At 43.7% G+C, this 23,781-nt stretch carries 21 protein-coding genes; 11 read left to right on the top strand and 10 right to left on the bottom strand.

Annotated features, from left to right (window positions below):
- Positions 1-77 precede the first annotated feature (77 nt).
- From AAEY79_RS04975 to AAEY79_RS04965, 3 genes are read right to left on the bottom strand one after another with little or no spacing between them, the layout of a single operon-like run.
- The gene (locus AAEY79_RS04975; RefSeq protein ID WP_374190018.1) at positions 78-2,135 is read right to left on the bottom strand and encodes a TRAP transporter permease; all 2,058 of its coding nucleotides are present in this window, start codon (positions 2,133-2,135) and stop codon (positions 78-80) included.
- 10 nt (positions 2,136-2,145) lie between these two features.
- A complete protein-coding gene (locus AAEY79_RS04970) occupies positions 2,146-2,703 on the bottom strand; it encodes a DUF1850 domain-containing protein (RefSeq protein ID WP_025650976.1) in 558 nt (185 codons plus the stop codon).
- A 6-nt stretch (positions 2,704-2,709) separates the two neighbouring features.
- Positions 2,710-3,729, bottom strand: a complete 1,020-nt coding sequence (locus tag AAEY79_RS04965; RefSeq protein ID WP_025650975.1) for a TAXI family TRAP transporter solute-binding subunit — start codon at positions 3,727-3,729, stop codon at positions 2,710-2,712.
- 823 nt (positions 3,730-4,552) lie between these two features.
- Between AAEY79_RS04965 and AAEY79_RS04960 the strand changes: the two genes are divergently transcribed.
- On the top strand, positions 4,553-5,026 hold the full coding sequence (locus AAEY79_RS04960) for a GFA family protein (protein WP_101211505.1): 474 nt from the start codon (positions 4,553-4,555) through the stop codon (positions 5,024-5,026).
- 83 nt (positions 5,027-5,109) lie between these two features.
- On the top strand, positions 5,110-6,003 hold the full coding sequence (gene mtnP / locus AAEY79_RS04955) for an S-methyl-5'-thioadenosine phosphorylase (RefSeq protein WP_350588248.1): 894 nt from the start codon (positions 5,110-5,112) through the stop codon (positions 6,001-6,003).
- A gap of 114 nt (positions 6,004-6,117) precedes the next feature.
- On the opposite strand, the gene AAEY79_RS04950 is transcribed toward mtnP, so the two are convergent.
- The 5 genes from AAEY79_RS04950 to AAEY79_RS04930 form a co-directional block, all read right to left on the bottom strand.
- Positions 6,118-6,756: a TIGR04282 family arsenosugar biosynthesis glycosyltransferase gene (locus AAEY79_RS04950; RefSeq protein WP_201616873.1), complete on the bottom strand. Its 639-nt coding sequence runs from the start codon at positions 6,754-6,756 to the stop codon at positions 6,118-6,120.
- A 15-nt stretch (positions 6,757-6,771) separates the two neighbouring features.
- Positions 6,772-7,491 (bottom strand): TIGR04283 family arsenosugar biosynthesis glycosyltransferase, encoded by a 720-nt coding sequence (locus AAEY79_RS04945; protein ID WP_025650972.1) that lies wholly within the window; start codon positions 7,489-7,491, stop codon positions 6,772-6,774.
- Between the two features lie 34 nt (positions 7,492-7,525).
- A complete protein-coding gene (locus tag AAEY79_RS04940; RefSeq protein WP_201566621.1) occupies positions 7,526-8,371 on the bottom strand; it encodes a DUF547 domain-containing protein in 846 nt (281 codons plus the stop codon).
- Between the two features lie 12 nt (positions 8,372-8,383).
- Complete coding sequence (gene arsS / locus AAEY79_RS04935; protein ID WP_201566623.1) at positions 8,384-9,382, bottom strand: arsenosugar biosynthesis radical SAM (seleno)protein ArsS; 999 nt, start codon at positions 9,380-9,382, stop codon at positions 8,384-8,386.
- A gap of 324 nt (positions 9,383-9,706) precedes the next feature.
- Entirely contained in the window at positions 9,707-10,900 is a 1,194-nt protein-coding gene (locus tag AAEY79_RS04930) for an FAD-dependent oxidoreductase (protein ID WP_350588247.1), read from the bottom strand.
- Between the two features lie 352 nt (positions 10,901-11,252).
- Here AAEY79_RS04930 and AAEY79_RS04925 point away from each other — a divergent pair, with 352 nt between their 5' ends.
- The 6 genes from AAEY79_RS04925 to AAEY79_RS04900 all read left to right on the top strand — a co-directional run bounded on the left by AAEY79_RS04925 (position 11,253) and on the right by AAEY79_RS04900 (position 17,078).
- The gene (locus AAEY79_RS04925) at positions 11,253-12,194 is read left to right on the top strand and encodes an alpha/beta fold hydrolase (RefSeq protein ID WP_173240148.1); all 942 of its coding nucleotides are present in this window, start codon (positions 11,253-11,255) and stop codon (positions 12,192-12,194) included.
- Positions 12,195-12,355: 161 nt separating this feature from the next.
- Positions 12,356-13,177 carry a 2,3,4,5-tetrahydropyridine-2,6-dicarboxylate N-succinyltransferase gene (gene dapD, locus AAEY79_RS04920; protein WP_025650967.1) on the top strand — a complete coding sequence of 274 codons (822 nt, stop codon included), beginning with the start codon at positions 12,356-12,358 and terminating at the stop codon, positions 13,175-13,177.
- Between the two features lie 229 nt (positions 13,178-13,406).
- Positions 13,407-14,138, top strand: coding sequence for a 7-carboxy-7-deazaguanine synthase QueE (queE, locus tag AAEY79_RS04915; RefSeq protein WP_025650966.1), 732 nt, complete (start codon positions 13,407-13,409; stop codon positions 14,136-14,138).
- A 70-nt stretch (positions 14,139-14,208) separates the two neighbouring features.
- The gene (locus AAEY79_RS04910; protein WP_350588246.1) at positions 14,209-15,393 is read left to right on the top strand and encodes a multidrug resistance efflux transporter family protein; all 1,185 of its coding nucleotides are present in this window, start codon (positions 14,209-14,211) and stop codon (positions 15,391-15,393) included.
- 15 nt (positions 15,394-15,408) lie between these two features.
- Positions 15,409-16,044, top strand: coding sequence for a trimeric intracellular cation channel family protein (locus tag AAEY79_RS04905; RefSeq protein WP_201616865.1), 636 nt, complete (start codon positions 15,409-15,411; stop codon positions 16,042-16,044).
- Between the two features lie 368 nt (positions 16,045-16,412).
- Positions 16,413-17,078: a trimeric intracellular cation channel family protein gene (locus AAEY79_RS04900; RefSeq protein WP_173240147.1), complete on the top strand. Its 666-nt coding sequence runs from the start codon at positions 16,413-16,415 to the stop codon at positions 17,076-17,078.
- A 255-nt stretch (positions 17,079-17,333) separates the two neighbouring features.
- On the opposite strand, the gene recJ is transcribed toward AAEY79_RS04900, so the two are convergent.
- Entirely contained in the window at positions 17,334-19,157 is a 1,824-nt protein-coding gene (recJ, locus tag AAEY79_RS04895) for a single-stranded-DNA-specific exonuclease RecJ (protein ID WP_101211493.1), read from the bottom strand.
- A gap of 320 nt (positions 19,158-19,477) precedes the next feature.
- Between recJ and AAEY79_RS04890 the strand changes: the two genes are divergently transcribed.
- On the top strand, positions 19,478-19,993 hold the full coding sequence (locus AAEY79_RS04890; RefSeq protein WP_101211492.1) for a hypothetical protein: 516 nt from the start codon (positions 19,478-19,480) through the stop codon (positions 19,991-19,993).
- 130 nt (positions 19,994-20,123) lie between these two features.
- Here the strand turns inward: AAEY79_RS04890 and AAEY79_RS04885 are convergent, their stop codons facing one another.
- Positions 20,124-21,128: a hypothetical protein gene (locus AAEY79_RS04885; protein ID WP_157824058.1), complete on the bottom strand. Its 1,005-nt coding sequence runs from the start codon at positions 21,126-21,128 to the stop codon at positions 20,124-20,126.
- A 334-nt stretch (positions 21,129-21,462) separates the two neighbouring features.
- On the opposite strand from AAEY79_RS04885, the gene AAEY79_RS04880 reads away from it, so the two are divergent.
- Together AAEY79_RS04880 and AAEY79_RS04875 are read left to right on the top strand one after the other, a co-directional pair.
- Entirely contained in the window at positions 21,463-21,852 is a 390-nt protein-coding gene (locus AAEY79_RS04880; protein WP_025652103.1) for a hypothetical protein, read from the top strand.
- Between the two features lie 224 nt (positions 21,853-22,076).
- Entirely contained in the window at positions 22,077-23,735 is a 1,659-nt protein-coding gene (locus AAEY79_RS04875) for an alkaline phosphatase (RefSeq protein ID WP_025652102.1), read from the top strand.
- Positions 23,736-23,781: the final 46 nt, after the last annotated feature.

The following is a 23,781-nucleotide window of genomic DNA, read 5'->3' as shown; positions in this document are numbered from 1 at the left end:
AAGGGTGAATAACAATTTATGTTATTCACCCTTTTTTTTGACTTTAATGAACCTGTAAAGCCTCCAAACCCAACGCTTTACACGGTTAAAGTTGGCGTTGGCTTGCCAGCTGTTTTTATATTGAATATAGCAATACTAAGGACAATGACGCCGCCTAATAATCCCGTGGTAATCTCAGGATAAATCAGTAATAAAGCGCCAATAGCCAATATAATACGCGTCACCGAATTCATAGTACCTTTAAAATACCCCTCCAGCGCCGAGCTTAAGGCAATAACACCCGTGATCGAAGTGACTACGACCGTGATGATAGCGATAATAGGCGGCAATGGGAAATCTTTCGCTGTGACTGCCAGACCCGTAGGATCTATCATCAACATCGTCGGATTATAAATAAACATAAACGGCACGATAAATCCGGCAAGTGCCAGTTTGAGCGACAAAAACCCTGTTTTCATCGGATCACCGCCGGATATGCCTGCACCGGCAAAAGCAGCCAAACACACAGGCGGCGTAATATTGGCAAAAATACCAAAGTAAAAGACGAACATATGCGCTGACAAAATCGGAATATCAAACCCTGCTAAAGCTGGTGCTGCCATCGTTGCCGTAATGATATAAGCAGGAATAGACGGTAGTCCCATGCCCAATACCATCGAGGCAAGCATCGTTAAAATCAGCGTGAAAAATAGCGACCCTGCACCAAGTGTGACAATTGATGAGGTCATCACCGTTCCAAAGCTGGTCAAACTCACAACTCCGATGATGATACCGACGACCGCACAGGCAGCCATCACGGCGAGCGACTGACGAGCACCATCTTCTAGCGCACCCAAAATATCAGAAAAACCCATTCTGGTCTCTTTGCGCAGCATACTAACCACGACGGTAAAACCAATGGTATATGCCGCTGCATAGCCGACGGGCACGTTTTTGATTAATAAGAAGACCAAAAAGACAATCGGTAGCAGCATATGACCGCGTGCTTTTAAGACTTCTTTGACTGCTGGTAAGTTTTCTTTGGCAATGCCTTTTAAGTCACGACGACCAGCGCGAAAATGCACCTGCGCGATAACGCCAAGATAATATAATATCGCTGGTAATAATGCCGCTAGCGCAATCGTACTGTACGGTAACCCTGTCGTCTCTGCCATGATAAAGGCACTGGCACCCATAATCGGTGGCAATATCTGCCCACCCACAGAAGCGCTCGCCTCTACTGCACCAGCAAAGTCTTTATGATAGCCAACCTTTTTCATCAACGGAATGGTAAAGGCACCAGTGCTGACCACGTTCGATAAAGCAGAGCCATTAATACTACCCATAAAGCCACTGGAGATGACCGCCACTTTTGCCGGACCTCCTTTTTTATGACCTGCAATGGCCAATGCCAAATCATTAAATAGCTGTCCCATTCCAGAACGTGCTAAAAATGCACCAAAAAGAATGAATAAGAAGATAAAAGTGACCGATGCACCAATCGCAACAGAATATAAACCTTCGGTTTTTAGAAATAATTGACCAAAAATATCACCCATGTCATAAGGACGAGTCAGTAGCCGGTCTGGCATAAAATCCAAATGACTGACAAATGGATAGGCCAAAAATATCGATGCTAATATAGGCAAAATCCAACCAGTGATACGCCGACTGCCTTCAAGTACACAGATAACGGTGATAATAGAAAATATCACATCAACCTGATTGGCCATGCCACCACGCGAGGTCACAATGTCTTGGTACTCGTATATGAGATAGGCCATCCCAGATAAGGACAGCGCAAACCAAATCCAGTCATACCAAGCCACCCGCTGTCGGCTGCTTTTTTTACTGGCTGGAAAAATAAGAAATATTAAAGCAAATCCAACACCAACATGCACAGAGCGTTGTAACAGCGCAGGCATGGGATTAAAAGTGATATACAAATGAAAAAGAGAATAAAAAATGCAAATTGCAGCGATAAAATACTTCACTGGTCCTTGAGTGATATGGCGCGTGATGGACTCTCGGTCGTACTTTTCTAATATGGCTTTATTATGGGCTTGCGCCTCAAGCTCAGCGTCGACATTAGTCTCAACGTCAGGATGAGAATGTATAGGCGAGTCGCTATCGTTATTGATATGGTTATCTGACATCGTTGTCAAATTATCGTGATCCGTCACTTGGGAGTTCATGACACAAGTCCTTGTTAAATCTATCAATGAAACCATACGCTGTCGGCATGATCGTTACTTCAGAATAGTCTGGCACCCAGCGGTGAATGCGTATCCGATAGTTACCATAGTCAATCTCACCTTTGGTAAGCCGTGAGACCACCCAATTAAGCTTGGGCAGTTTCTCATTGATTTGATAACCCAGATAGCCAGGTTTTTGTATGGGAGCAAGCGCCTCAGTAGAGGGTGTACCTGCGCCAAAAGCTTCAAAATAAGTGGTGGTCAGCAGCAGTTCAGCGTCTTCTGTACTGCTGCCGTCTATACGCTGATACTGTTCTTCCCACCATTGTTTTTCTACAGAATGTATCCAGCGCAATTGAAAGTCAGGCTCGACGAAATAGCAAACCTTGTCATTAGCACCGTCAACACCTGCGACGCGAACTTCCACCACAGGCTGACGGACAAAGAGATGCCACAGCATAAAAAAAACCAGCGCAGCAATGAGCACTGCGCCAGCTATTAACCATAATGTCTTATTTTTAGTAACCATAACTGCTTATTTAGCGGCTTGTTCATCATAGTATTTTTTGGCGCCAGGATGGATAGGTGCAACCATGCCTTCACGAGCCGTCTCTAAGCTAATATCATTGGCCGCTTGGTGTGCTGTTTTTAGGCCGTCTAAATTATCAAATAACGCTTTGGTCAACTTGTAACCATCTGCTTCAGACAACTCAGAGCTTACCAATAGAGCATTCATAATCGCTGCGGTTGGAATCGCGGCGTCATTGCCATAAGTGCCAGCAGGAATCTCAAAGGTTTTAAAGTAAGGCTTACTTGCAATGATTTCTTTTAGCTTGTCTTGATTAATGGTGATTAACTGTAAGTCCAAGCCCTGCTCTAGCTCCATCAATGAAGAGTTCGGTAGACCACTACTAAAGAAAGCTGCTTCAATTTTACCCGCTTTCATGCCATCCGCCGCTTCAGAAAAACCCAAATAATCGACAGTGATATCATCGTACGTGATACCGAAACCTTCTAATAACGTTCGAGCATTGACTTCTGTGCCAGAGCCTTGATCGCCCACAGCGATACGCTTACCACGTAAGTCTTCAATATTTTTGATGCCAGATTTTTTGGTGGTGACGATTTGCACCACATTAGGGTACAAGACCGCAATTTGTTGGATGTTGGTAATTGGCTTATCAAAGTTGTTTTTGCCTTCGACCGCGTCGGTGACCACATCACTGAGCGCCAATACCATGTCGACTTTACCTTGGGTCAATAGATTGACGTTTTCGACTGAAGCGCCGGTGGTTTGCGTCTTTGAGTTCACCCCAAAGGTTTTGACATAGACTTCTGATAATGAAGTACCAATGATGTTGTAAGGGCCAGATGCTCCGCCAGTAGCGATGGTAAGAAACTTGGTATCCAGCTTGTCGGCGGCAGTGTCAGTAGCAGCGCTATCTGTTGCCGTACTGTCAGTATTTTCTGAACTTGGTGATGAGCATGCGGTTAGGCCTAAAGTGGCGCTTAGCATCGCTGATAAAAATAACGGAGATTTTAGAGAGTTGAACATTGCATTCATCCTTGAAATAATCGATTTAATACCTCTAACGGCATCACTATATAAATATTAATGCGTTACAGACCTGTAATAGTATAGCAATTCCCACCATAAATAAACCAAAGCCTTTTATGTCTCAAAACCTTGTAGATAAAGCAACTTGAGTTAAAAATAGCGATTCGGAGTATTGATATTTGTTTAGTAAAGTTCTGCTATGCGAAACAAAGTTTCATTATTCAAGCTATTTAAACAAAAATTAAGCACAGTGTAAACCTTTATCATCGTCTTAATAGCATCAAGGTTATTTATTACGGAGTCAAAAAATGCTTACCAAGAATGAATAGGGCGTGTCTTCAGTTCACTCGATAGTCATCTAAATGGGTTAAAAATGGCTAAATCTTGCCAAACATCGTCAAATAGCTAGTTAGTATCCCGATATTGTCTGCATTATTTTGCTTGTTTGACGGCAATTTATCTCATTTTTACTACCATTTTTGAAATGAAGACACGCTTTAAACTATATTTCTGCATTTATTTTGTGTCTGTAATAGATAGTCTCTTAGGATTAACTGTACCTTAGAAAAACATTCTAAATAACTGAAAATCAACGAATAATAATACTACCCTTATCGAAAGCGGCTACACTAGCAAGCTAGGATATGGTCAATACCATATAAGTTATATACGCTGTCAGGCTCGATTAATCTACTATTGCGAGTACTTTCACTCGTCTTAATAGTCTCCAAGTTATATAGAACTGACTATCGTGCTATATTTTGAAACCATAGTTTAGAATCGAAAATAATGATCTCTCTTATAAAAAAAGGATTGACCGATGAGCACCGAATTTACGCCGCAAGAAGGCTCTTGCTCTTGTTATAGCAACACTTATACGATTAACCATACTCCGATAGCTCGCTTTATTTGTCACTGCACTATCTGTCAGGACTATACGGGTAAGGCTTATAACGATGTCACGGTTTTGTTTAAGTCAGATCTCAGCGAAATGGACATCAATAAAACGCGTTTTCGTCGTTGGAAAATGCCACCGAATATCAGCCGTGGACTGTGTAAGCGCTGTCATAAGCCCAGTATAGAGATGGCTGTGGGCGGTGCTCTGGTCTTCATTCCTACCGATAACTATCCTAATGCAGCCGCTCTACCTGAACCGACGATGCATCTGTTTTACAATCGCCGTGTTAAAGATGTGGACGACAATCTGCCTAAATATAACGGTGTTGTGCAAAGTCAGACAATGGCGGTTAAGGAGCTGGCTCAAGGAATGTATAAGAGAGTCACTAAGCGCTAGCAGTATCCGTTCAAAAGACTAGTTATCTTCCTTATTAAGTTTTTTTAGTTAAATACCTATTGTCAAACATCTGGAAACGTCCTATGACTTTAAAAGAAGAAGACACTGTAAAACACTCTGCTGACATCGCTATCATTGGCGGTAGCGGTCTGTATCAAATGGCAGACTTGACTAACCAGCGTAGCGTCAGCATCTCAACACCTTATGGCAAGCCGTCCGATGATATTATCTTAGGGGAATTGAATGGTGTGACCGTTGCTTTTTTGACCCGTCATGGTCAAGGGCATAAATTTACACCTTCTAAAGTACCTTATCGCGCCAATATTTATGCGCTAAAAACTCTAGGCGTGCGCTATATCATTTCAGTATCAGCGGTGGGTTCATTGCAAGAAGAGCTTAAACCGTTAGACATGGTCGTCCCTGATCAAATGATCGACATGACTAAACATCGTGCCAGCACATTTTTTGGTAAAGGTGCAGTTGCGCATGTCTCGATGGCGGATCCTTTATGCCCGAAAGTCGCTGATATTCTGAATCGCGCTTACACTCAAGCGAATATCAATGAAGGGCAATGTCATGCACAAGCGACTTATGTGTGTATCGAAGGCCCGCAATTCTCGACTCGTGCAGAGTCACACTGGTATCGCCAAATGAACGCTGACATCATCGGCATGACGAATATGCCAGAAGCCAAGCTGGCGCGGGAAGCTAGCATCGCTTACGCGACTTTAGCTTTGGTCACAGATTTTGATAGCTGGCATCCTACTAAAGAAGACGTCAGCGCCGATTATGCGATTCAAAACCTCATGAAAAATGCCGATAATGCTCAATCAGTCATTAAAGAAGCGGTTGCTTTGTTAGCCGTTGAACAACCTAAATCAATTGCTCATCATGCGCTTGCTCAAGCGTTAGTGACACCTATTGAAGCGATGAGTATTGAGATTAAAACTAAACTTGCAGCGCTGTTGCCCGAGTAAAATTAAAGGTAATATCAAAAATAATATAAAAAGTAGTATTAATTCTATTCGCATAAAAAAGCCATCAAACTGTTTGATGGCTTTTTTGGTTTAAGCAAGAGAAGGAAAAATAAGTCAAAAATTAGCAATTTCGTCACCATCAAGCCAGCCTTTAGGCAAATACTGCAAATCTTCAGGCTCATCAATATCAGGCAAAGAGTCTAAAAAGGCCAATGACCAGTTTAATTCTGCCAAGCGCTGTTGAGTAATCTTTGCTACGCTCGGCGTGCTCCATTGGATATCATTAAATAAACGAGCAGCAACTTGTTTAAAGCCAAACAGCACATAACCGCCATCAAAGGCTGGTATCATCACGCTATCCTGAGTGTCTAATCGCTGTGCAGCCCGTTGAATGATGATAGAACTAAGGCTAGGACAATCTGTGCCTATCAAAATCACTTGCTTAAAACGCGCTAATGCTTGTTGACTCGCCGTGAACATACGCAAACCCAAATCACCATCTGCTTGCTCTGACCATCGCAGCGAGTCAGGCAAACCAAGCGTTTGCCAGCATGGATCGCTTGGCGCAGGGCTGACACACAGCTCAATGCTAAAGCCCGTAGCCACAGCTTGCTCGATACTATGTAAAAGTAATTGCCGTGCCATTCTCGCTGCACCATCAATGCCAAGCGCAGGTTGCAAACGGGTCTTTGCCATGCCCTGTGCAGGGAATTTTGCAAAAATAATAATGCAGGTTTTTTGATTTTGAGTCATATTGAAATTTTTCTATTATTTATAATAACGCGCGTTAATGTTATCAGCCGACACGCCACGCCAATAATCAAAACGTAACTGCCACATTAAGACAATCGTCCGCCATGTGCCATACTGCTGCCAACGTCTTGCTGATGTGATGACTTTATTTTTCAGACAAGCAGGTTTAGCAATACCTTTTAGTTGCTTGCATAATTCAACATCTTCCATCAACGCTTGATTAGGATAGCCGCCCATTTGCGCAAATAAAGATTGACTGATAAAAATAGCTTGGTCGCCTGTAGCGATATGAGTTAAACGTGAGCGCCAATTAATCATGGCACTGACCACCCAAAGCATCGGCTGACGACTATTTAGCTGCACATCAAAACGTCCCCAGTTTGCTAGTGTCATCGCCCTAGAAATACTATCGATAGCGTCAATTGGCAACCGCGTATCGGCATGTAAAAATAGCAAAACATCGCCAGTGGCTAATGCTGCACCCGCATTCATTTGCCGCGCACGCCCTGCTTTGGACGTAATAACTTGCCAATCAATTTTACACTCACTGCCAAGCACTAACTCATTAATAAAACTTCGAACGATGCCAATAGAATCATCGTTTGAGCCCCCATCGACCAAGATAACTTGCTGTGGCATTGGCTTTAGACTGTTAATATTGGCAAACAAATGAGGCAAATTATTCGCCTCATTTATTACTGGAATAATAATAGAAACCGTAGCTATAGCGGTCATAATTGGCAGTGCTCGCTGTTATGTTTTATCAGTATTATTTCTTATTCAGATTCCAATTATAGCTAGTATAGTCGATCTTAGTTTTGCCACTTTTTAAATCAGCGCTTTGCGATTTATTAAGCCCTAAAGATGAGCTATAACGAGCTAAGAATCCTTCCAAATCTTTGGTACCGCGCCAATTCGACTCAAAGTCTTCTTTATACCATTTAAAAATGGGAGAAACCTCAAGCGTGCCGCCTTTAAGACGGTTACGACTACTATCTGCGAGGAATTTACTTGTGACTTGCTCTAATTGCTTATCCAGTTTGCTACCGGTAAAAGCATCATTTAATAGCGCAGGACAGCCGATGCTAGCACAATTCACCGCAAAGTGAATGCGCGGTTCATTATAGCGTTTAGAGCCACGGATTAGATTGTGCTCGATGTCATCAAGTGAACGCTTTTTGCCTAATAGCGTGACAAAATCTTGTTTCCATGGCGAGCCAAATATCCCACCGATATCTTTGATCGATTTGAGATTCGGATACTTAGTCAGTATCAACTCTACCGTGCCAGCATTGTAGACGTTAATCAAAAATGCCAACTGCTCATCTTTGCTCCAACCATTGAACTCTGATTGACTGACTTTGCTAGTTGCTGCCATGTAGCTATCAAGCTTGCTTTGATCCGCTTTCATACCGTTATAATTAACGACCGAGGCTTTACCACCATTGGTCATAGTGACATTTTTACTCAGCAAGCTATCCCAAGTACTATGATTAAAATCAGCATAACTTGCCATACTAGCCAATAGCACAGAAGTAGCTACTGCTGTCTTAATCAGTAAACGCTTGCTTGAAAAACTACCTGTACTCTTACTTATGTTATTAAAGATGTTCATAATTAACTCCGTTTAGATCGAGGATGTTTTTGCTATTGTCTGCCCTGCTGTCTCTTCTTCCAGCGCGCCACCGCAGCTACTTCCCTGTCCTGCTGTACAGCCATAGCAGTGATCTGCAATCGCAATATCATCGCCAGTAGGATTTTGCGTTAATAAATCGCTCAGATGCCGACGGGACTTGTTGGGTACTGGAATCTCTAACTGCTGGTTAAAGTCACAATCAAATAACTCTCCCAGCCAATTGACACTGATCGTCGAGCGGCACATGACTTCGGCTAAATTGCCAGCCACGTAATTGGCCTTAAGCAAGTCCATATAGGGATGGAATTGGTTTTTGGCCAATAGCACCGCACCAAAGCGCTGAATCGGCATATTGGTCAAAGCAAATAACTGATGAAATTCGATATCGAAATGTTCTTTTAGCTCACGTTTATAGTCCGCCTCTAGCTGTTGCTGATTGGGCGGTAGCGTGGCGCCTTGCGGGTTATAAACGAGGTTCAGCGTTAAGTTTGAGCCAGCTTTGCCATAACCTAAGGCATTGAGCTTATGCAGTCCCAATATACTGTCGTCAAACGCACCCTTGCCGCGCTGCTTATCGACGTTTTCTAATGAATAACAAGGCATTGATGCCACCACGTCGACTTCATTGTCTGCCAAAAACTGCGCCATATCCTCATAGCCTTCTGCCATCAGAATTGTTAAATTACAGCGATCAATCACTTTGACACCCAAAGCGCGCGCGGCGGTAACCAGATACTTAAAGTCTTCATGCATCTCAGGCGCGCCACCGGTTAAATCAAGCGTATCCATATCTTGTACTTTTAGTACGTCCAGTATCAGCTCGACCAGCTCACGCGACATCATCTCCGTACGATAAGGACTGGCTGCCACGTGGCAATGTACGCAGGACATATTGCACAAATAGCCCATGTTCACTTGTAGCGTAGTTAACTCACGACGTTTGATGGCTGGAAAGTCAGTAAATTCGAGTAGTTCAATGGTAGATTTCATAAAATTATAGAATCCGTGTTGTGATATTTACTCAACTGCTTAGGGTCTGTTTACTATTCTTCTAATCGATTTGCAGTTAAGATCAAGTTTATCTAATCAATGATACCCTATTATGTCACTAGCATTTTTAATCATTGTGTATTCAATAAATATATTCAATCTTTATAAGCTATCGAAAATATGTTGAGAGAATAGCTCGCAGTATTAGTGCCAGTCATAGTTGAATTCAAATTATTACGATACAAGGAAGCTGGGTGTAAGCGATACATGAGCACGCTTAGCGAGGATAACGGTGTGGCGGATTTATATGGATTTGACTATAGCTTAATTTGCATTGACGAAACGCTTATCAATATAGCGTTTAAGATACCAAACCCAGCGACCTTGCAAACTCACACTGCCCCAACTGGCAATGGCATACTTATCGCCACAAGATAATAAATACAAAGTGCGATTTTTGGGCTGATAGCTTTGTAAGGGTTTATTTTGATCTACCATAAAAGTTAATAAATTATCTGCTGCGACTGCACCGCCATGTACGGCATGAACCCCTGAGTGCGCGACATCTTTATCCACGCGCGTTGCCACATCACCGACGGCGAATACATTATTATGAGAGACACTTTGCTGCAGCGCATTTACTGCGATAAAGCCGTTGTCAACTGTGGCAATATCCGTACTGGCTGTCCACGCTGCACCAGTCACGCCAGTGGCAGCGATAACCGCATCCATTAAAAAGGATTGCTGCAATGACGCTCTCTCAGTAATCAATGTCCCATTCTGATAGGCGATGGCGCGCTCGTAGATAACTTCAATACTCAGACGATTAAGCTGCTTGATAACACGATGTCTAAACTTTTGATTAAAACCAGCCAATAGCACATCACCGCAGATTAAAAACACTTGATGATTCGGGTGAATATGCTGCAAGGCGACTTGGGCAGCCATAACCAGCTCGATTGCCGCTGCGCCAGCCCCGATAATAGCCAATTGATAATGTGCTGAGCGCTGAGCGGTAGCAAGCACTTGCGACCACTGATTCACAAAGCTATGTAACGGACGAATCGCAATGACACTATTAGTGTCAGCACTATTAGTGTCAGCATTATTAGTGTCAGCATTATTAGTGTCAGCATTATTTAACCAGTGCATATCCGTATCCGCGCCAGTGTTTAACGACACTACCTCATAGCTATGATCATAGTCGTCAGCGGTCATGACTCGCTGTGATTTGGCGTCTATCTTTACGATTGGCTGCTGAATGAAATGCACGCCAGCCTGCTTGCATTGTGCCGCAATATCTATACGGATATCATCTAGTATATAGTGCCCCGCCATCCAGCCAGGCAACATACCTGAATAGATCGACTGCGGTTGCTCGCTGATTAATGTGATATCCGCATTTATTAGAGGCGTCCCACGGAGTCGACGCAACAGACCAATATGCGCATGACCAGCACCTACCAAGAGCAACTTTTTTAAGGGCATTATTTTTATAGGTATATTTTTTATGGGCATTTTATCGCTCAATGTTTTTGATACTTTTAAATAGTTTTGACTGGTTTACTAGGGTGTACCAACGCTGGAAACTTAGGAAAGATAAAAACGCTATCGAAATTAAAACATAAGTTAAAAGCATTTAAAGCAAGACTATTGTACGATAACGACGCCGCAGTAAATAATATTGACCTGATAAGGCTTTATGATTAAATTGATGGTAGCAATCATTCATCCCAATTATAAAACCTGACTGGCTGCTTAATTTGTAAATAAGTCATATTGACCATGCATTTAGCACCCATCGCTCAATGCTTAAAAAATTTAGAAACAGTCTGTTTTCATTCTCTAACCATGCAAGGATTCTACGCTTATGAGTACCTCTGACCAGATCACCTCTTCTGACAATACCCACTATCTGAATCATACATTTTTTGAGCCGCGTGATAGTGATAAAAAAATTAAGGCCACTTTACTAATCGTCCACGGCATGTCAGAACACAGCGGTCGCTATGCGGACTTTGCTCAGTTTTTGGCTGATAATGGTATTGCAGTAGCAACCTACGATCAGCTCGGTCATGGTCAAACGGTAAAAACAAAGGCTGATTTGGGATTTTTTGGCAGTGAGCATCCAGTGCAGTCTTTATTACAAGACGTCATCGTTATGGCTGATAGCCTAAAATCGCGTCATCCTCATGTGCCGCACTTTGTTATGGGTCACTCTATGGGCTCGTTTATCGTCCGTAATGTACTCAAACATCACGCACAAGACTTTGCTGGGGCCATCTTAATGGGCACTGCAGACGCCAACCCATTGACCAAAGTACTATTACCTATTAATAAACTATTGGCCAAAGCGGCACCAAAAAAACCAAATACTGTATTTGCTAAAGTAATGAACAAAGTACTGAATAGCAAACTTGATAACCGTATTTCTGACTCGCAGTTTGCGTGGATCAGTGAAAATCCCGCCAATATCGCCGCTTATGAAGCCGATCCACTCACCGGTTTTGACTTTACTAACAATGGTTTTATGACGCTATTCACCTTGATGACAACAGGTCTCCATAAAGGCTGGGCTGCGACGATTGCAAAAGACTTTCCCCTGTTCTTTGTCAGTGGCAAAAGTGATCCCATCGGTGATATGGGCAGCGGCATTCGCAACATTGTCAGTCGCCTAAAGAAACAAAACTTCAATAATGTGGAAGTAAAGCTCTACCCAAACATGCGCCATGAGCCCCTTCACGAGCAGGCGAACAAGGTGGTGTATCACGATATCTTAGAATGGATAGAACGCAATAGCTCATCGTTCTAAATGGCATTACTTATTATCAATACAGACCTTTGCGCCCAACTTATTTGCTAAAAGTCGTCAAATTAGCGACAATGTGGCAGGCAATATTTTTAGTCGATTTTTGACGCTATCTTTAACTATAAGATTTATTTACTTTTCATTCATCTTAGGAATTTTTATCCATGTCATTACAACAAACCATCGAACAAGCCTTTGAAAACCGCAACGAATACAGCCCATCTACTATGCCACAAGATGTGCGTGATGCTATCGAGCAAGTGCTTGAGCAGTTAGATAACGGTACACTGCGAGTTGCAGAAAAAAAGGATGGCGAGTGGGTCGTCAATCAGTGGGCAAAAAAAGCCGTCTTACTATCGTTCCGCTTAAACGATAATTACGTGCAAGCCGCTGGTGAGCACATACAGTTTTATGACAAGGTGCCAACTAAGTTTGCCAACTGGACCGAAGCACAGTTCAAAGAAGCTGGCGTACGCGTAGTGCCACCAGCCGTGGCCCGTAAAGGCTCATACATCGCAGCCGGTGCGGTATTGATGCCGTCGTATGTTAATATTGGCGCGTATGTCGATCAAGGCGCGATGGTAGATACGTGGGCGACCGTAGGTTCATGTGCTCAAATCGGCAAAAACGTGCATCTGTCAGGTGGTGTTGGTATCGGCGGTGTATTAGAGCCATTACAAGCCAATCCAACGATTATTGAGGACAACTGCTTTATCGGTGCGCGTTCTGAAATCGTTGAAGGCGTTATCGTTGAAGAAGGCTCAGTCATCTCGATGGGTGTATTTATCGGTCAGTCAACGCGTATTTATGATCGCGAAACGGGCGAGATTCATCGTGGCCGTGTACCAGCAGGCTCAGTTGTCGTACCAGGTAGCCTACCATCAGAAGATGGCACACACAGCTTATATGCTGCTATCATCGTCAAAAAAGTCGATGCACAAACCCGTGCTAAAACATCAGTAAATGAGTTATTACGTTTAGCCTAAATATGTACAGTGTATAATCATTTAGCACGTACAATCATTGTTTTACATAAAGATGCTGGAGTCATCCTCCAGCATCTTTTTTGCAGCTTAATATAGGCTGTTGCGTTATAATCCATTTTTTTGGTTTGGCTTTATCCAAACGCAAAACTCCCATACCAGAACCTGCCTTTTTATTACGATTGATAAATGCTTAATCTCATTATCAATCTTTAACTGTATTTGACATATTATGAGTGAATCACTATTACGCACCGCCGCCATTCCTGTCACTGATCCTGAAGCGGGTCTACGTTTGACAGAAATCTTTTATTCTTTGCAAGGTGAAGCACTGACCTCAGGCTTGCCGACGATATTCGTACGCTTGACCGGCTGCCCGCTGCGCTGTGTTTATTGTGATACCGAATATGCCTTTACGGGCGGCGAACGTCAGTCGCTAGAAGCCATTATAGAGACCATCAAAAGCTATCCTTGCAAGCGTATTTGTCTGACGGGTGGCGAACCATTAGCACAGCCGAATGCCATTGAACTGATGAAGCGCTTACTGAGTGATGATTATGAAATCTCGCTTGAAACCGCAGGCGCGCTCACGGTAGAAAACGTACCGCCAGCAGTCAGTAAAGTGATGGATCTCAAAACGCCAAGCTCAGGCGAAGTCGATAAAAACCTATGGTCAAATCTGGACTATCTGACTCAGCATGATCAGCTTAAGTTCGTCATCATGAACCATGCCGATTATGAGTGGGCAAAAGCCATGTTGATCGAGCATAAGCTAAATGAATTGGTCAGCACCGTTTGGTTTTCTCCGATGTTTAATGTCGCAGACGATATTGACGAAGAGGCCAGCCCCGATGTGCCAGTATTGGCGCGCGAGTTGGCTGAATGGATATTGGCCGATGCCCTGCCCGTGCGCTTTCAATTACAACTGCACAAAATCATCTGGGCAGATGCCAAAGGCAAATAGAAAAGCGCATAAAAAAGCAGGTAAAAACCGCTAAACGAACTGACATATAGCCGACGGTAAGGATTCAGGGATGGTCAAACTCATTTTACTCGGCTTGTTGGCGGGTGCGTTCTTTAGTTCCACTTTTATTTTAAACGAGCTGATGAGTGATGCAGGTGGTCACTGGTTTTGGTCAGCCAGTCTCCGCTATGTCTTTATGTGGCTGATTATCACCGCTATTATCGTTATGCAGCATGGTTTTAGTCGTATCAAAGAATTGGCGATTATCTTTCGTCAGCATTGGCGCTTTTGGTGTATCACTGGCAGTATTGGTTTTGGTATCTTTTACACGGGCATCTGTTATGCCGGTGATCATGTCGCCGGTTGGGTGGTGGCGGCGACATTTATGTTTACCGTGGTGACTAGCCTCCTCGTCCTACTGGCATTTGGGCAACGCTTTGACAAAAAATTCATTTTTTACGCCATGCTGGTATTCATCGGAGTGATACTGGTCAATGTCAGCGAAGGTCTGCGCGCTGCTGCGCTCGGAGGTATAAATGCCACCCCAATGGCAGAGATGCTACTGTATGGTGCGCTGCCTGCACTGATAGCCGCTTTTAGCTATCCAATCGGCAATCAGTTGGTCTGGCAGGTGTCTCACAACGCTCGCAAGCATACCGCTGCGCAGCGCAAGGTCAGAGAAAACAGCCTTCTGCAAAGTACTATTGACACTCACAACCAACCACTCGTCACAGAAGCCTACGCTTTACCTGTCGATAGCACTCACTCAGCGGATGCTGATAGTTCTAGTATCAAAACCGACACTGATATTGACCCTGAAAAGCTAAAAGCCAAAACGGCGGCTGAAACGCACTCACCCTTACAAACCTTGATTGCTCGTATCCCCGCTATCGAAACGGTGCTGCTGCAAAATGCCTTTAATAAAGTATGGCTAATGACTCTAGGTAGTTTGCCATTTTGGCTGGTTTTAGGCATTATAGTGCGTCCTGAGTTACCCGAAAGCACACAGCTGTTCAATACTTTGCTCGTGGCTCTGTTAGCAGGGGTAGCAGCAACCAGTATTTTTTTATATGCGCGCGAACAAGCCGTCACCTCCAGTGAAGTGGCGGGCGTTGATTCTACCCAAGCCAGCGAGGTGATATTTGCCTTGATTGGCGGTATATTATTACTCAATAACGAGATACCTTCGGCACTGGGGTTGATAGGTATTGGATTGATTATGTTGGGATTGGTACTATTTGCCAAAGATGGATGAGACCAAAATAACGCTATGATGAATAATTTTATTTTTCCTGATATTCTGCTGTATTTGCTCGATATGGTTGGCGTGATTGCTTGTGCTATCGCCGGTACTTTGCTCGCTCAGCATAAAGGCTTTGATATTGCTGGCTGCATCTTAGTTTCAATGGTCAATGCCATTGGCGGTGGTACGCTACGTGATATGGCGCTAGATCGTCATCCGCTATTTTGGATGTCAGATCTCAACTATGTGATTGTCATCACTATCACCTCCCTTATCCTGCAGATCTTTTTTCATCTCTATCATAAGATTGATAACGCCCTCAAACTCTTCGATGCCATTGGGCTAGCAGCCTTTAGCGTCATTGGTTTTAAGATAGCATTGACCCAAGGTATGTCACCAGTGATTGCCATTATGATGGGCGTTTGGACAGCCATTATTGGCGGTATGCTGCGTGATATTATTTGTAATGAGATACCGTTGGTGCTGCAGCGCGAGATTTATATCTCTGCCAGTATCGCAGGCTCGGTCACTTATCTGCTGCTTGACAGTTTGGGCATGGATGCTGGATTAAATGAATTCGTGATGCTAGGCGTTATCTTTGCGGTGCGTATGTTAGCGCTGCGCTTTGATTGGCATCTTCCTTCTATTCGCTTGGTTAAATAAGACCAGTTTATAGGGTTTAAAAAGTAAGCGCTGTTGTATTGGGGTCTGTTGAACATTCAAATGTGGCACTGGCAGTGGCTATTTTTTAGACAATACGCAGTGAAATTTTTGACGCCTAGTCATTCTAGGTTAGATAATTTCGCCATGTATTGGCAAAAAATAGCCCTGCCCTAAAAGGCTGATACTAAAATCACCCCAAACGTTGTTGTAAACCTAGCTAAGGTCTCGACATTATCGTCGGTTTACGCCTGATTTGATAAAAGGTTTGGGACGATTTTAGCAATCAGCAGTCCTAATATTTGAATGTTCAACAGACCCTGATTTACAATGATTATATAATTATCATAAAAACTTACTGAGACTCGCTCATGTTGACTATCGCATTGGATCCTACGGAACTGATCACGACGTTCGACCCGCGTTCTTTGCTCTACTTGTTTGACATGATTGGCATTGTGGCCTGTAGTATTTCAGGGACGATACTGGCAAAACATAAAAAGTTCGACGTCTTTGGCTGTTTATTGGTGTCGATCGTCACTGCTATCGGCGGCGGCACCGTCCGTGATGTGATTTTGGATCGTCATCCGCTGTTTTGGATGGTAGATATGAGCTATCTGACCGTTATTACCTTCTGCTCATTAGCGACGCAAATATTTTTTCATCCCAACTCAAGGCGCGTCGATAGATTCCTCAAGCTCTCCGATACCATCGGTCTGTCTGCCTTTACCCTAATTGGTATCAAGGTTGCTGATAGCATGGGCACCAATGTACCCGTGGCATTATTACTTGGGGTGATTACGATTATTGTCGGCGGTATCATCCGCGATATGATCTGCAACGAGATTCCGCTGGTATTGCAGCAAGAGATTTATATCACGGCGGCTTTGACGGGCGGCATTCTCTACTTTGCCCTGCACAACCTAGGCGTGACTGATTGGGTTGCTGACATCTCTGCCATGATGACGATTTTTACGATAAGAATGCTCGCCATTCGCTACGATTGGCAATTTCCTGCTCTTGAATGGAAATACTAAACCCTAGGGTGTGTCTTCAATTCATTCGATAGTCATCTAAATGGGCTAAAAATGGCCAAATATCGTCGAATAGCTTGTTAATATCCCGATATTATCTACGCTATTTTTCTTGTTTGACGGCAATTTATCTCATTTTTATCGCCATTTCTGAAATGAAGACACGCCCTAGAATGCAAATATTAAAAAAGCGTCAACTTTAAACTCAGTTGACGCCTTATTATTGTCTGTTCGTGGTCTTATAATAAAGCAATATGCTTATTCACTGACCACAGCTAAATCCCTTACCATCAGCTGTAAGCTTTGTTTGCCGTTCCACTCGTTGATGTCTAGCTGAAACAATACGTGCACTTTTTCGGCACGATAATCCCATACCTCGCTATCGAAGTTAAAATAAATCGCTTCAATCGGATACTGCACATCAGGATAACGCAGTGATAATTTGAGGTGCTTGTCCTTTAGTATCTTAAAGCTCAATACTTCGAACACCCCATCAAATATCGGCGGTGCAAAGCCATGACCCCAAATACTGGCATTGGCCAAATGCTCAGCAAACCATAAGCTAAAGTCGCCTGCTTGCAAGGGGCCATCGGTGAATTTTTGCTCGGCAAAAACCTCATCCTCCATCTCTGCCATAACAGCATCGAAAGCTGTCACGAAGGCGTCAAAGTTGCGACGCTTCAAGGTTAGCCCAGCAGCCATCGCATGACCACCGAAATGGCTGATTAGATCAGGATAGCGTTCAGCAACTTGCTCAATCGCATCACGAATATGCACGCCAGCGATAGACCGCGCCGAACCTTTAATGGCATCGTCGTCACCTGTACGCTCTGTATCTGCTGGCGCAAAAACGATACTGGGCAAATAATGACTTTCTTTCAAACGACCAGCGACGATACCGATAACGCCTTGATGCCAGTCATCTCGATATAAAATAATGCTGCGATTTCGATTATTCACAGTCTCTTTATCAGTTTTAGACTGAATAAGGATTTCATCGCTCTCGTCAGTAGCAGTATTCTCATCGTTTTCATTTGCAACAGTAGCTAATGCTTGCACAATATTATCTGCTTGCGCGCGCATCTCGCCTTCTACGTGACGACGGGTACGGTTTAGCTGCTCAAGCTCTTGCGCCAAGCGCTGCGCCGTACTCCAGTCTTCGGTCAATAAACACTCGATACCAATGCGCATATTGTCCATACGTCCGGCAGCATTGATACGAGGTCCTAACACAAAACCAAAATCTTGCGCCTGCATTTTTTTGGGATCACGGCCCGCTTGCTCAAGCAGTGCCAAGATACCCAGACAACAGCGCCCTTGCCGAATAGCTGCCAGTCCGTGATGCACCAAGATGCGATTGTTCTTATCAAGTACACCAACGTCCGCAATCGTCCCTAGCGCTACCAAATCCAAATATTGACTGACTTGCACGGTAGACTTATTGGCTTCACGGCGCAGCTTGGCTAAACGTCCGAGCACATAAAAAGCCACGCCGACCCCTACGAGCGCTTTACTAGTAAAATTGCAATCGAGTTGATTGGGATTGACCACCGCTTCTGCAGGTGGTGTCTCTTTGGTCGTCAGATGATGATCCGTAATGATGACAGTGATGCCGTCGGCCTGCGCACGCGCCACGCCTTCATGACTTGAGATACCATTATCTACCGTGACGATCAACTCTGGCTGATACGTCTTAATGCCTAATTCGACAATTTCTGGCGTCAAACCATAGCCGTACTTAAAGCGATCAGGTACTAAAAAATCGACGACTGCACCCATTTTCGTGAGTGCACGCATCATCAGCGCGGTACTGGTCGCGCCATCACAATCAAAATCACCAACGATTAGGATACGCTGACCCCTATCAATAGCGACATCTAATAGCCGCACCGCCTCAGTGACGCCGTGTAGCATCTCAGCGGGCAGAAGACCAGATAGTCCAGTCTCAAGCTCGTCGGGCTGAGTAATACCGCGAGCTGCATACAAGCGAGCGAGCGTTAATGATTGGGCGGCAAGTGGTTGCAACGCGGTGGGCAGCTCGTCAGTGCGAGTGCTGGTATAACGGGGGGTTAAATTTAGCATGAGGCTATTCTACTGGCTTTGGCAGAGGGTCACAATGATAAACTTTAGCGACTTGGTTTATCATTCTTTATTGCATTACATTGCAATAAATCATACTTTACTGCCTGCATAAATCAAGTTATCCATGCTTACCTGTCTAGCGCACATAACTGCGCATTTACAAAAACGATGCATAGTGACCGTATTTTTCTGCATTTTGCTACAAAGCAATGATTGTATGCCGCTTATAAATCCATAAAATAGTAACCAACTGAGAGACTTGCTATCTATTGAGACTTTTAATCTGATTTTTTTATTTTAACTATTTATAAGGATGCGTTATGAAAACCACACCACTGGCTGAAAAACTACCAAATACCATCGATCCTAGCTTAGACTTGGAAAAAGTAAAGAAAGACTGCCAAAAGCTGGTCAAAAAACGTGCCAAATATTCTGCTGGTGTCGCCATCGTTCCTGTACCCTTCTTTGATGTCGCTGTGGATGCAGGCATGCTTACTCAGCTATTGCCAGAAATCAGTGAACGCTTTGGTTTGATTGAAGGCCGTCAATCAGCAGTTGATCTAGAGTCGCGCGCGATTCACTGGGGCACGCTGAAAGATCGTACTGTCGATTTTGCAGGCTTAATGGCGACACGCGGTATCGTCAAAAAGACGGTACAAGGTTTCGGTGGTCGTATCGCTGCCAAGCAAGTGACGAAGTTCATCCCGCTGGGTGGTCAAATGGTTGCAGCCACCATGGGCTATATGATTTTCAAAAAAATCGCCAATGACCATATCAATGAGTGCTACAAGCTTGCAAAAGACATTCAGCAAAAGCAACACGGTAAGAATGTCTAACGCTATTAAACAATAGAAAATAGCTTTATAAAATAAACCCGCTAAGACTTATTGCCTTAGCGGGTTTTTTGTATTTGTTGATACTGTTATAAATGCATTCGGTATTTTTTCACTTTAAACGACGATATCCCTAATCTTGTTCCGCTATGTTGATTATCACACTGGCATTCTCAAAACCGCGCTCGATATGTACCTGCCCCGACCAATTGTCTGACAAGCTCATTACCTCGCCAAATACAATTTGCGATTGTTGATCCATTTTTAATAATTCTCTAAGTGGCTTATGCTGAGACGTCACTGGAATCAAGGTTTGCAAAATATCTGCTAAAACTGGCAAGTTGTGTCCTGCACTCGGCTGAATGCTAAAGCGCACACTTTTGGTATCGCAGCCACCCAGTTCGGCGGACACTTGCATATTATTTATATGCAGTTTTTCTTCGACCAGCTGTGTATAGTCATGAATATCAATGGTAGCAATGCGCTTCACACTAGGTGCATTGGCAAATATCCGCTTATCCGTTTCTTCTGACAATTGGCAGTTGTCCCGATAATACGTGCTTATTGGAACGCCTTTTATCCAATTAATATCGAAACTTATCGTTGGCTCTATCAGCTCACCATTGTCATAAGCCTCAGGATGTGAGCGATAGTTAGGCGCGGCGGTATAATGTATGCGATTGCCCTTCACCTCGTACTCGACGATATGTTCACTAAACGGCGCGTACAGTAGCACTTCATGTTCGTTAATAACGCGATTACTCTTATCTAAGAGCAGATAATGCACCGCACTATTGGTCGTCACACTGCCACCCAAAGGCCCAGAAGATTCAATCTCTAATACGATGTCCTTAATTCCATCACGATTAAAATCTTGCGTCATCAAAGGCAATAAACGCAGACTATAATCCATACTTTGCTCAGTGCCATCAGCATCGTCATACTTATCGGAGCAATCATACTCAAGGTCAAGACTTGCCTTAGTTGCCTTATTTACCTCAGAATTTGGTTGTGGGGACGAGCAATGCTGCTCTACTAAGTCCACAATCAATGAATCCGGCAATACCACATCAGCGGCATGAGTAAACGAAACCGCACTTATAGAGAGCATATATAATACAGATAGGCGTAATAACATAGGATTACCCGTAGCAGCCAATTATTGTTAATCATACCCAAAACTTCAGGACAAGATATAGTAATGAACGGTTATTTAAAAATAAAACCTATCCAGATTAGCTATTTAAACCATTTATTATTTTAAAGAATTGGTGAATATTTATAAAAACCACGCAAGTCAGAGGTAAGGTGAGGTTTAAGATAATGGTTGATGGTGTCATTGATAAGTTTTGCTGATAATATACGACCTGCTTGGACAAAACACGTTTCGCCTAGCGATTATCCCTTGCTACCAATGTCAGTTTTATCAAACAGACACTTTAAAATCAATCAAGACCTTAAAGGACTAACCCATGAAAAAAATCTTAATTTCAACGGCTATGCTTGCTACCTTCGCTCTAGCGGGTTGCACGGCGACTGACGGCATGAATACCAATACCGGTAATGCGATTGGTACAGCAAATAATATCGGTATGAACGTATTTAAAGCAGCAGTTGATAATCAGTGCCGTAGTCAGATCGAAAAACAAAGTGCCTGGCGCATTGCCAGTGTAGCCATGACTGAAACACAAGAAGAAGCGATAAAAAGCAATGTCTGTGGCTGTGTCAGTGAGCAAGCACCGCAGCAAGTGACCCTTGTTGAATTGGGTAATGCAGCGATAGACACCCAATACCGCACACAGTTGGTGACCAGAGTCGTCGCCAAATCTCTACAAACCTGTTATGCAAATTTCACCAAATAAATTAAAACGCTTTGTATTTTTGGAGCTAACATAAGCTGGGTTATCGATTGCTTAACTCAGCTTATTTATAGAGATTATTAAAATATAGCCAGCCTTATATAAATCGGATAAATTGTCAAAATCAGTCGACTATTAGCAGTACTTTTAGCTGAATTGCTGTTATCCTAGTTATTTTAAGCTGACTTTAAATGGTCATTACTTTTAACAGATATCAAGGATGATAGATGAAAAGACGTGCGTTTATAAAACTAGGTAGTCAAGTAACGGTGGCGGGTACTTTGTTGACCCAGCTAAGTGCTTGCTCATCAGACGATGACTCCACCAATTCGAATACCTTGGATAAGGTAGACGACTTGGGCTATCAAGGCGCATCACCCTTTGTACATGGCATCGCCAGCGGTGACCCTTTACAAGATAGAGTAATACTCTGGACGCGCATCACCAATGACGGTAGCATCAATGCTACCAGTATTCCTGTCAGCTATACGGTGGCTACCGATCCTGAGCTAAAAAACATCGTCACTCAAGGCCGAGCGTTGGCTACTTCAGAGTCTGATTTTACCGTCAAAGTCGATGCCAAGTCCCTAAAATCCGACACCACCTACTATTATATTTTTGAAGCCTTAGGCTACCTCTCTCCTACTGGTCGCACACGCACTATTCCACAGCCAGACTTGCCTGCGAGCGCAATAGACCGCGTGCGCTTGGCAGTGGTATCCTGCTCCAATTATGGCTTTGGCTACTTTAATGGCTATGCAGATATCGCTAAGCAAGCAGATATATCAGCTGTCCTGCATTTGGGTGATTATATTTACGAGTATCCAGAGGGCTTTTATCGTGACCAGTCACTGATCGAAGAGCGTCCGATAGAGCCCAAAAACGAAATTATTAGCTTAGAAGATTATCGTCGTCGCTATGCCTGCTATCGTACTGATATTGACTTGCAAGAATGCCACCGTCAACACCCCTTTATCGCCGTTTGGGACGATCATGAGATTGCAGACAACTCATGGAAAGGTGGTGCTGGATTCCATACTGAAAGCAAAGGCAGCTATATAGAACGTAAAATGTCAGCGGTTCGCGCCTATCACGAGTGGATGCCCATTCGTGACGATAGCAGCAATGAACTGGATAGCCAGCTGAGGATTTATCGACGCTTTGAGTTTGGTAAGTTGTTTGATCTAAATATGCTAGACACGCGTATATTTGGTCGAGAAAAGCTCGATGCGAAAGCCAGCAATGAGCCTGAACGTCAACTGTTGGGACTTGAGCAAGAAAACTGGCTCTATCTAAATATGAAAGAAGGCAAACGCCGCAATGCGACATGGCAGATACTGGGACAACAAGTCATTCTAGCGCCCTTTAGAGGCACTTTTGCGACCAACTCTGGCGATATCTGGAATGGCTATGCGAGCGCACGTACTCGCTTGCTCGACTTTATCGAAGACAATCGTATCGACAATACCGTCGTATTAACTGGCGATTATCACGCCTCTTTTGCCTTTGATATATGCAAAGATCCGTTTGATGCAAGCCGTTATAATCCAACGACAGGCGAGGGCTCAATAGCGGTAGAGTTCGTCTGTCCGGCGCTGACCTCGTTACCTTTCCCTGAGACAGCAGGCATTGAGCTAAATCCACATCAGAAGTTCAACAATCAGACCGATCGTGGTTATATGCTACTCGATATCACTGAAGAGGCTTGTCAGTGTGAATGGTACTATACCGACACGCTGACTGAGCGTGATGACGGTACGCGCTTTGCCAAAGGGCTGTATACCCAGACGAAGACCAATCATTTGGTTGAGGGCAGTCAATCTCGTCCTATCGCCAATGTCGCGGCTTTAGCTGCTGTAAATAAAGCCTTCGGAGTGAAAATATAAGTATCGTTAAGTACTACAGATATTTAAAGCGTTAAAGTAATGTTCG

It is taken from the genome of Psychrobacter sp. GW64-MNA-CIBAN-0177 (assembly GCF_040309585.1).
GTDB classification, from domain to species: Bacteria; Pseudomonadota; Gammaproteobacteria; order Pseudomonadales; family Moraxellaceae; genus Psychrobacter; species Psychrobacter okhotskensis.
Note: the sequence above shows the minus strand (reverse complement) of the source record. Positions and strands in the feature narration are given on the sequence as shown.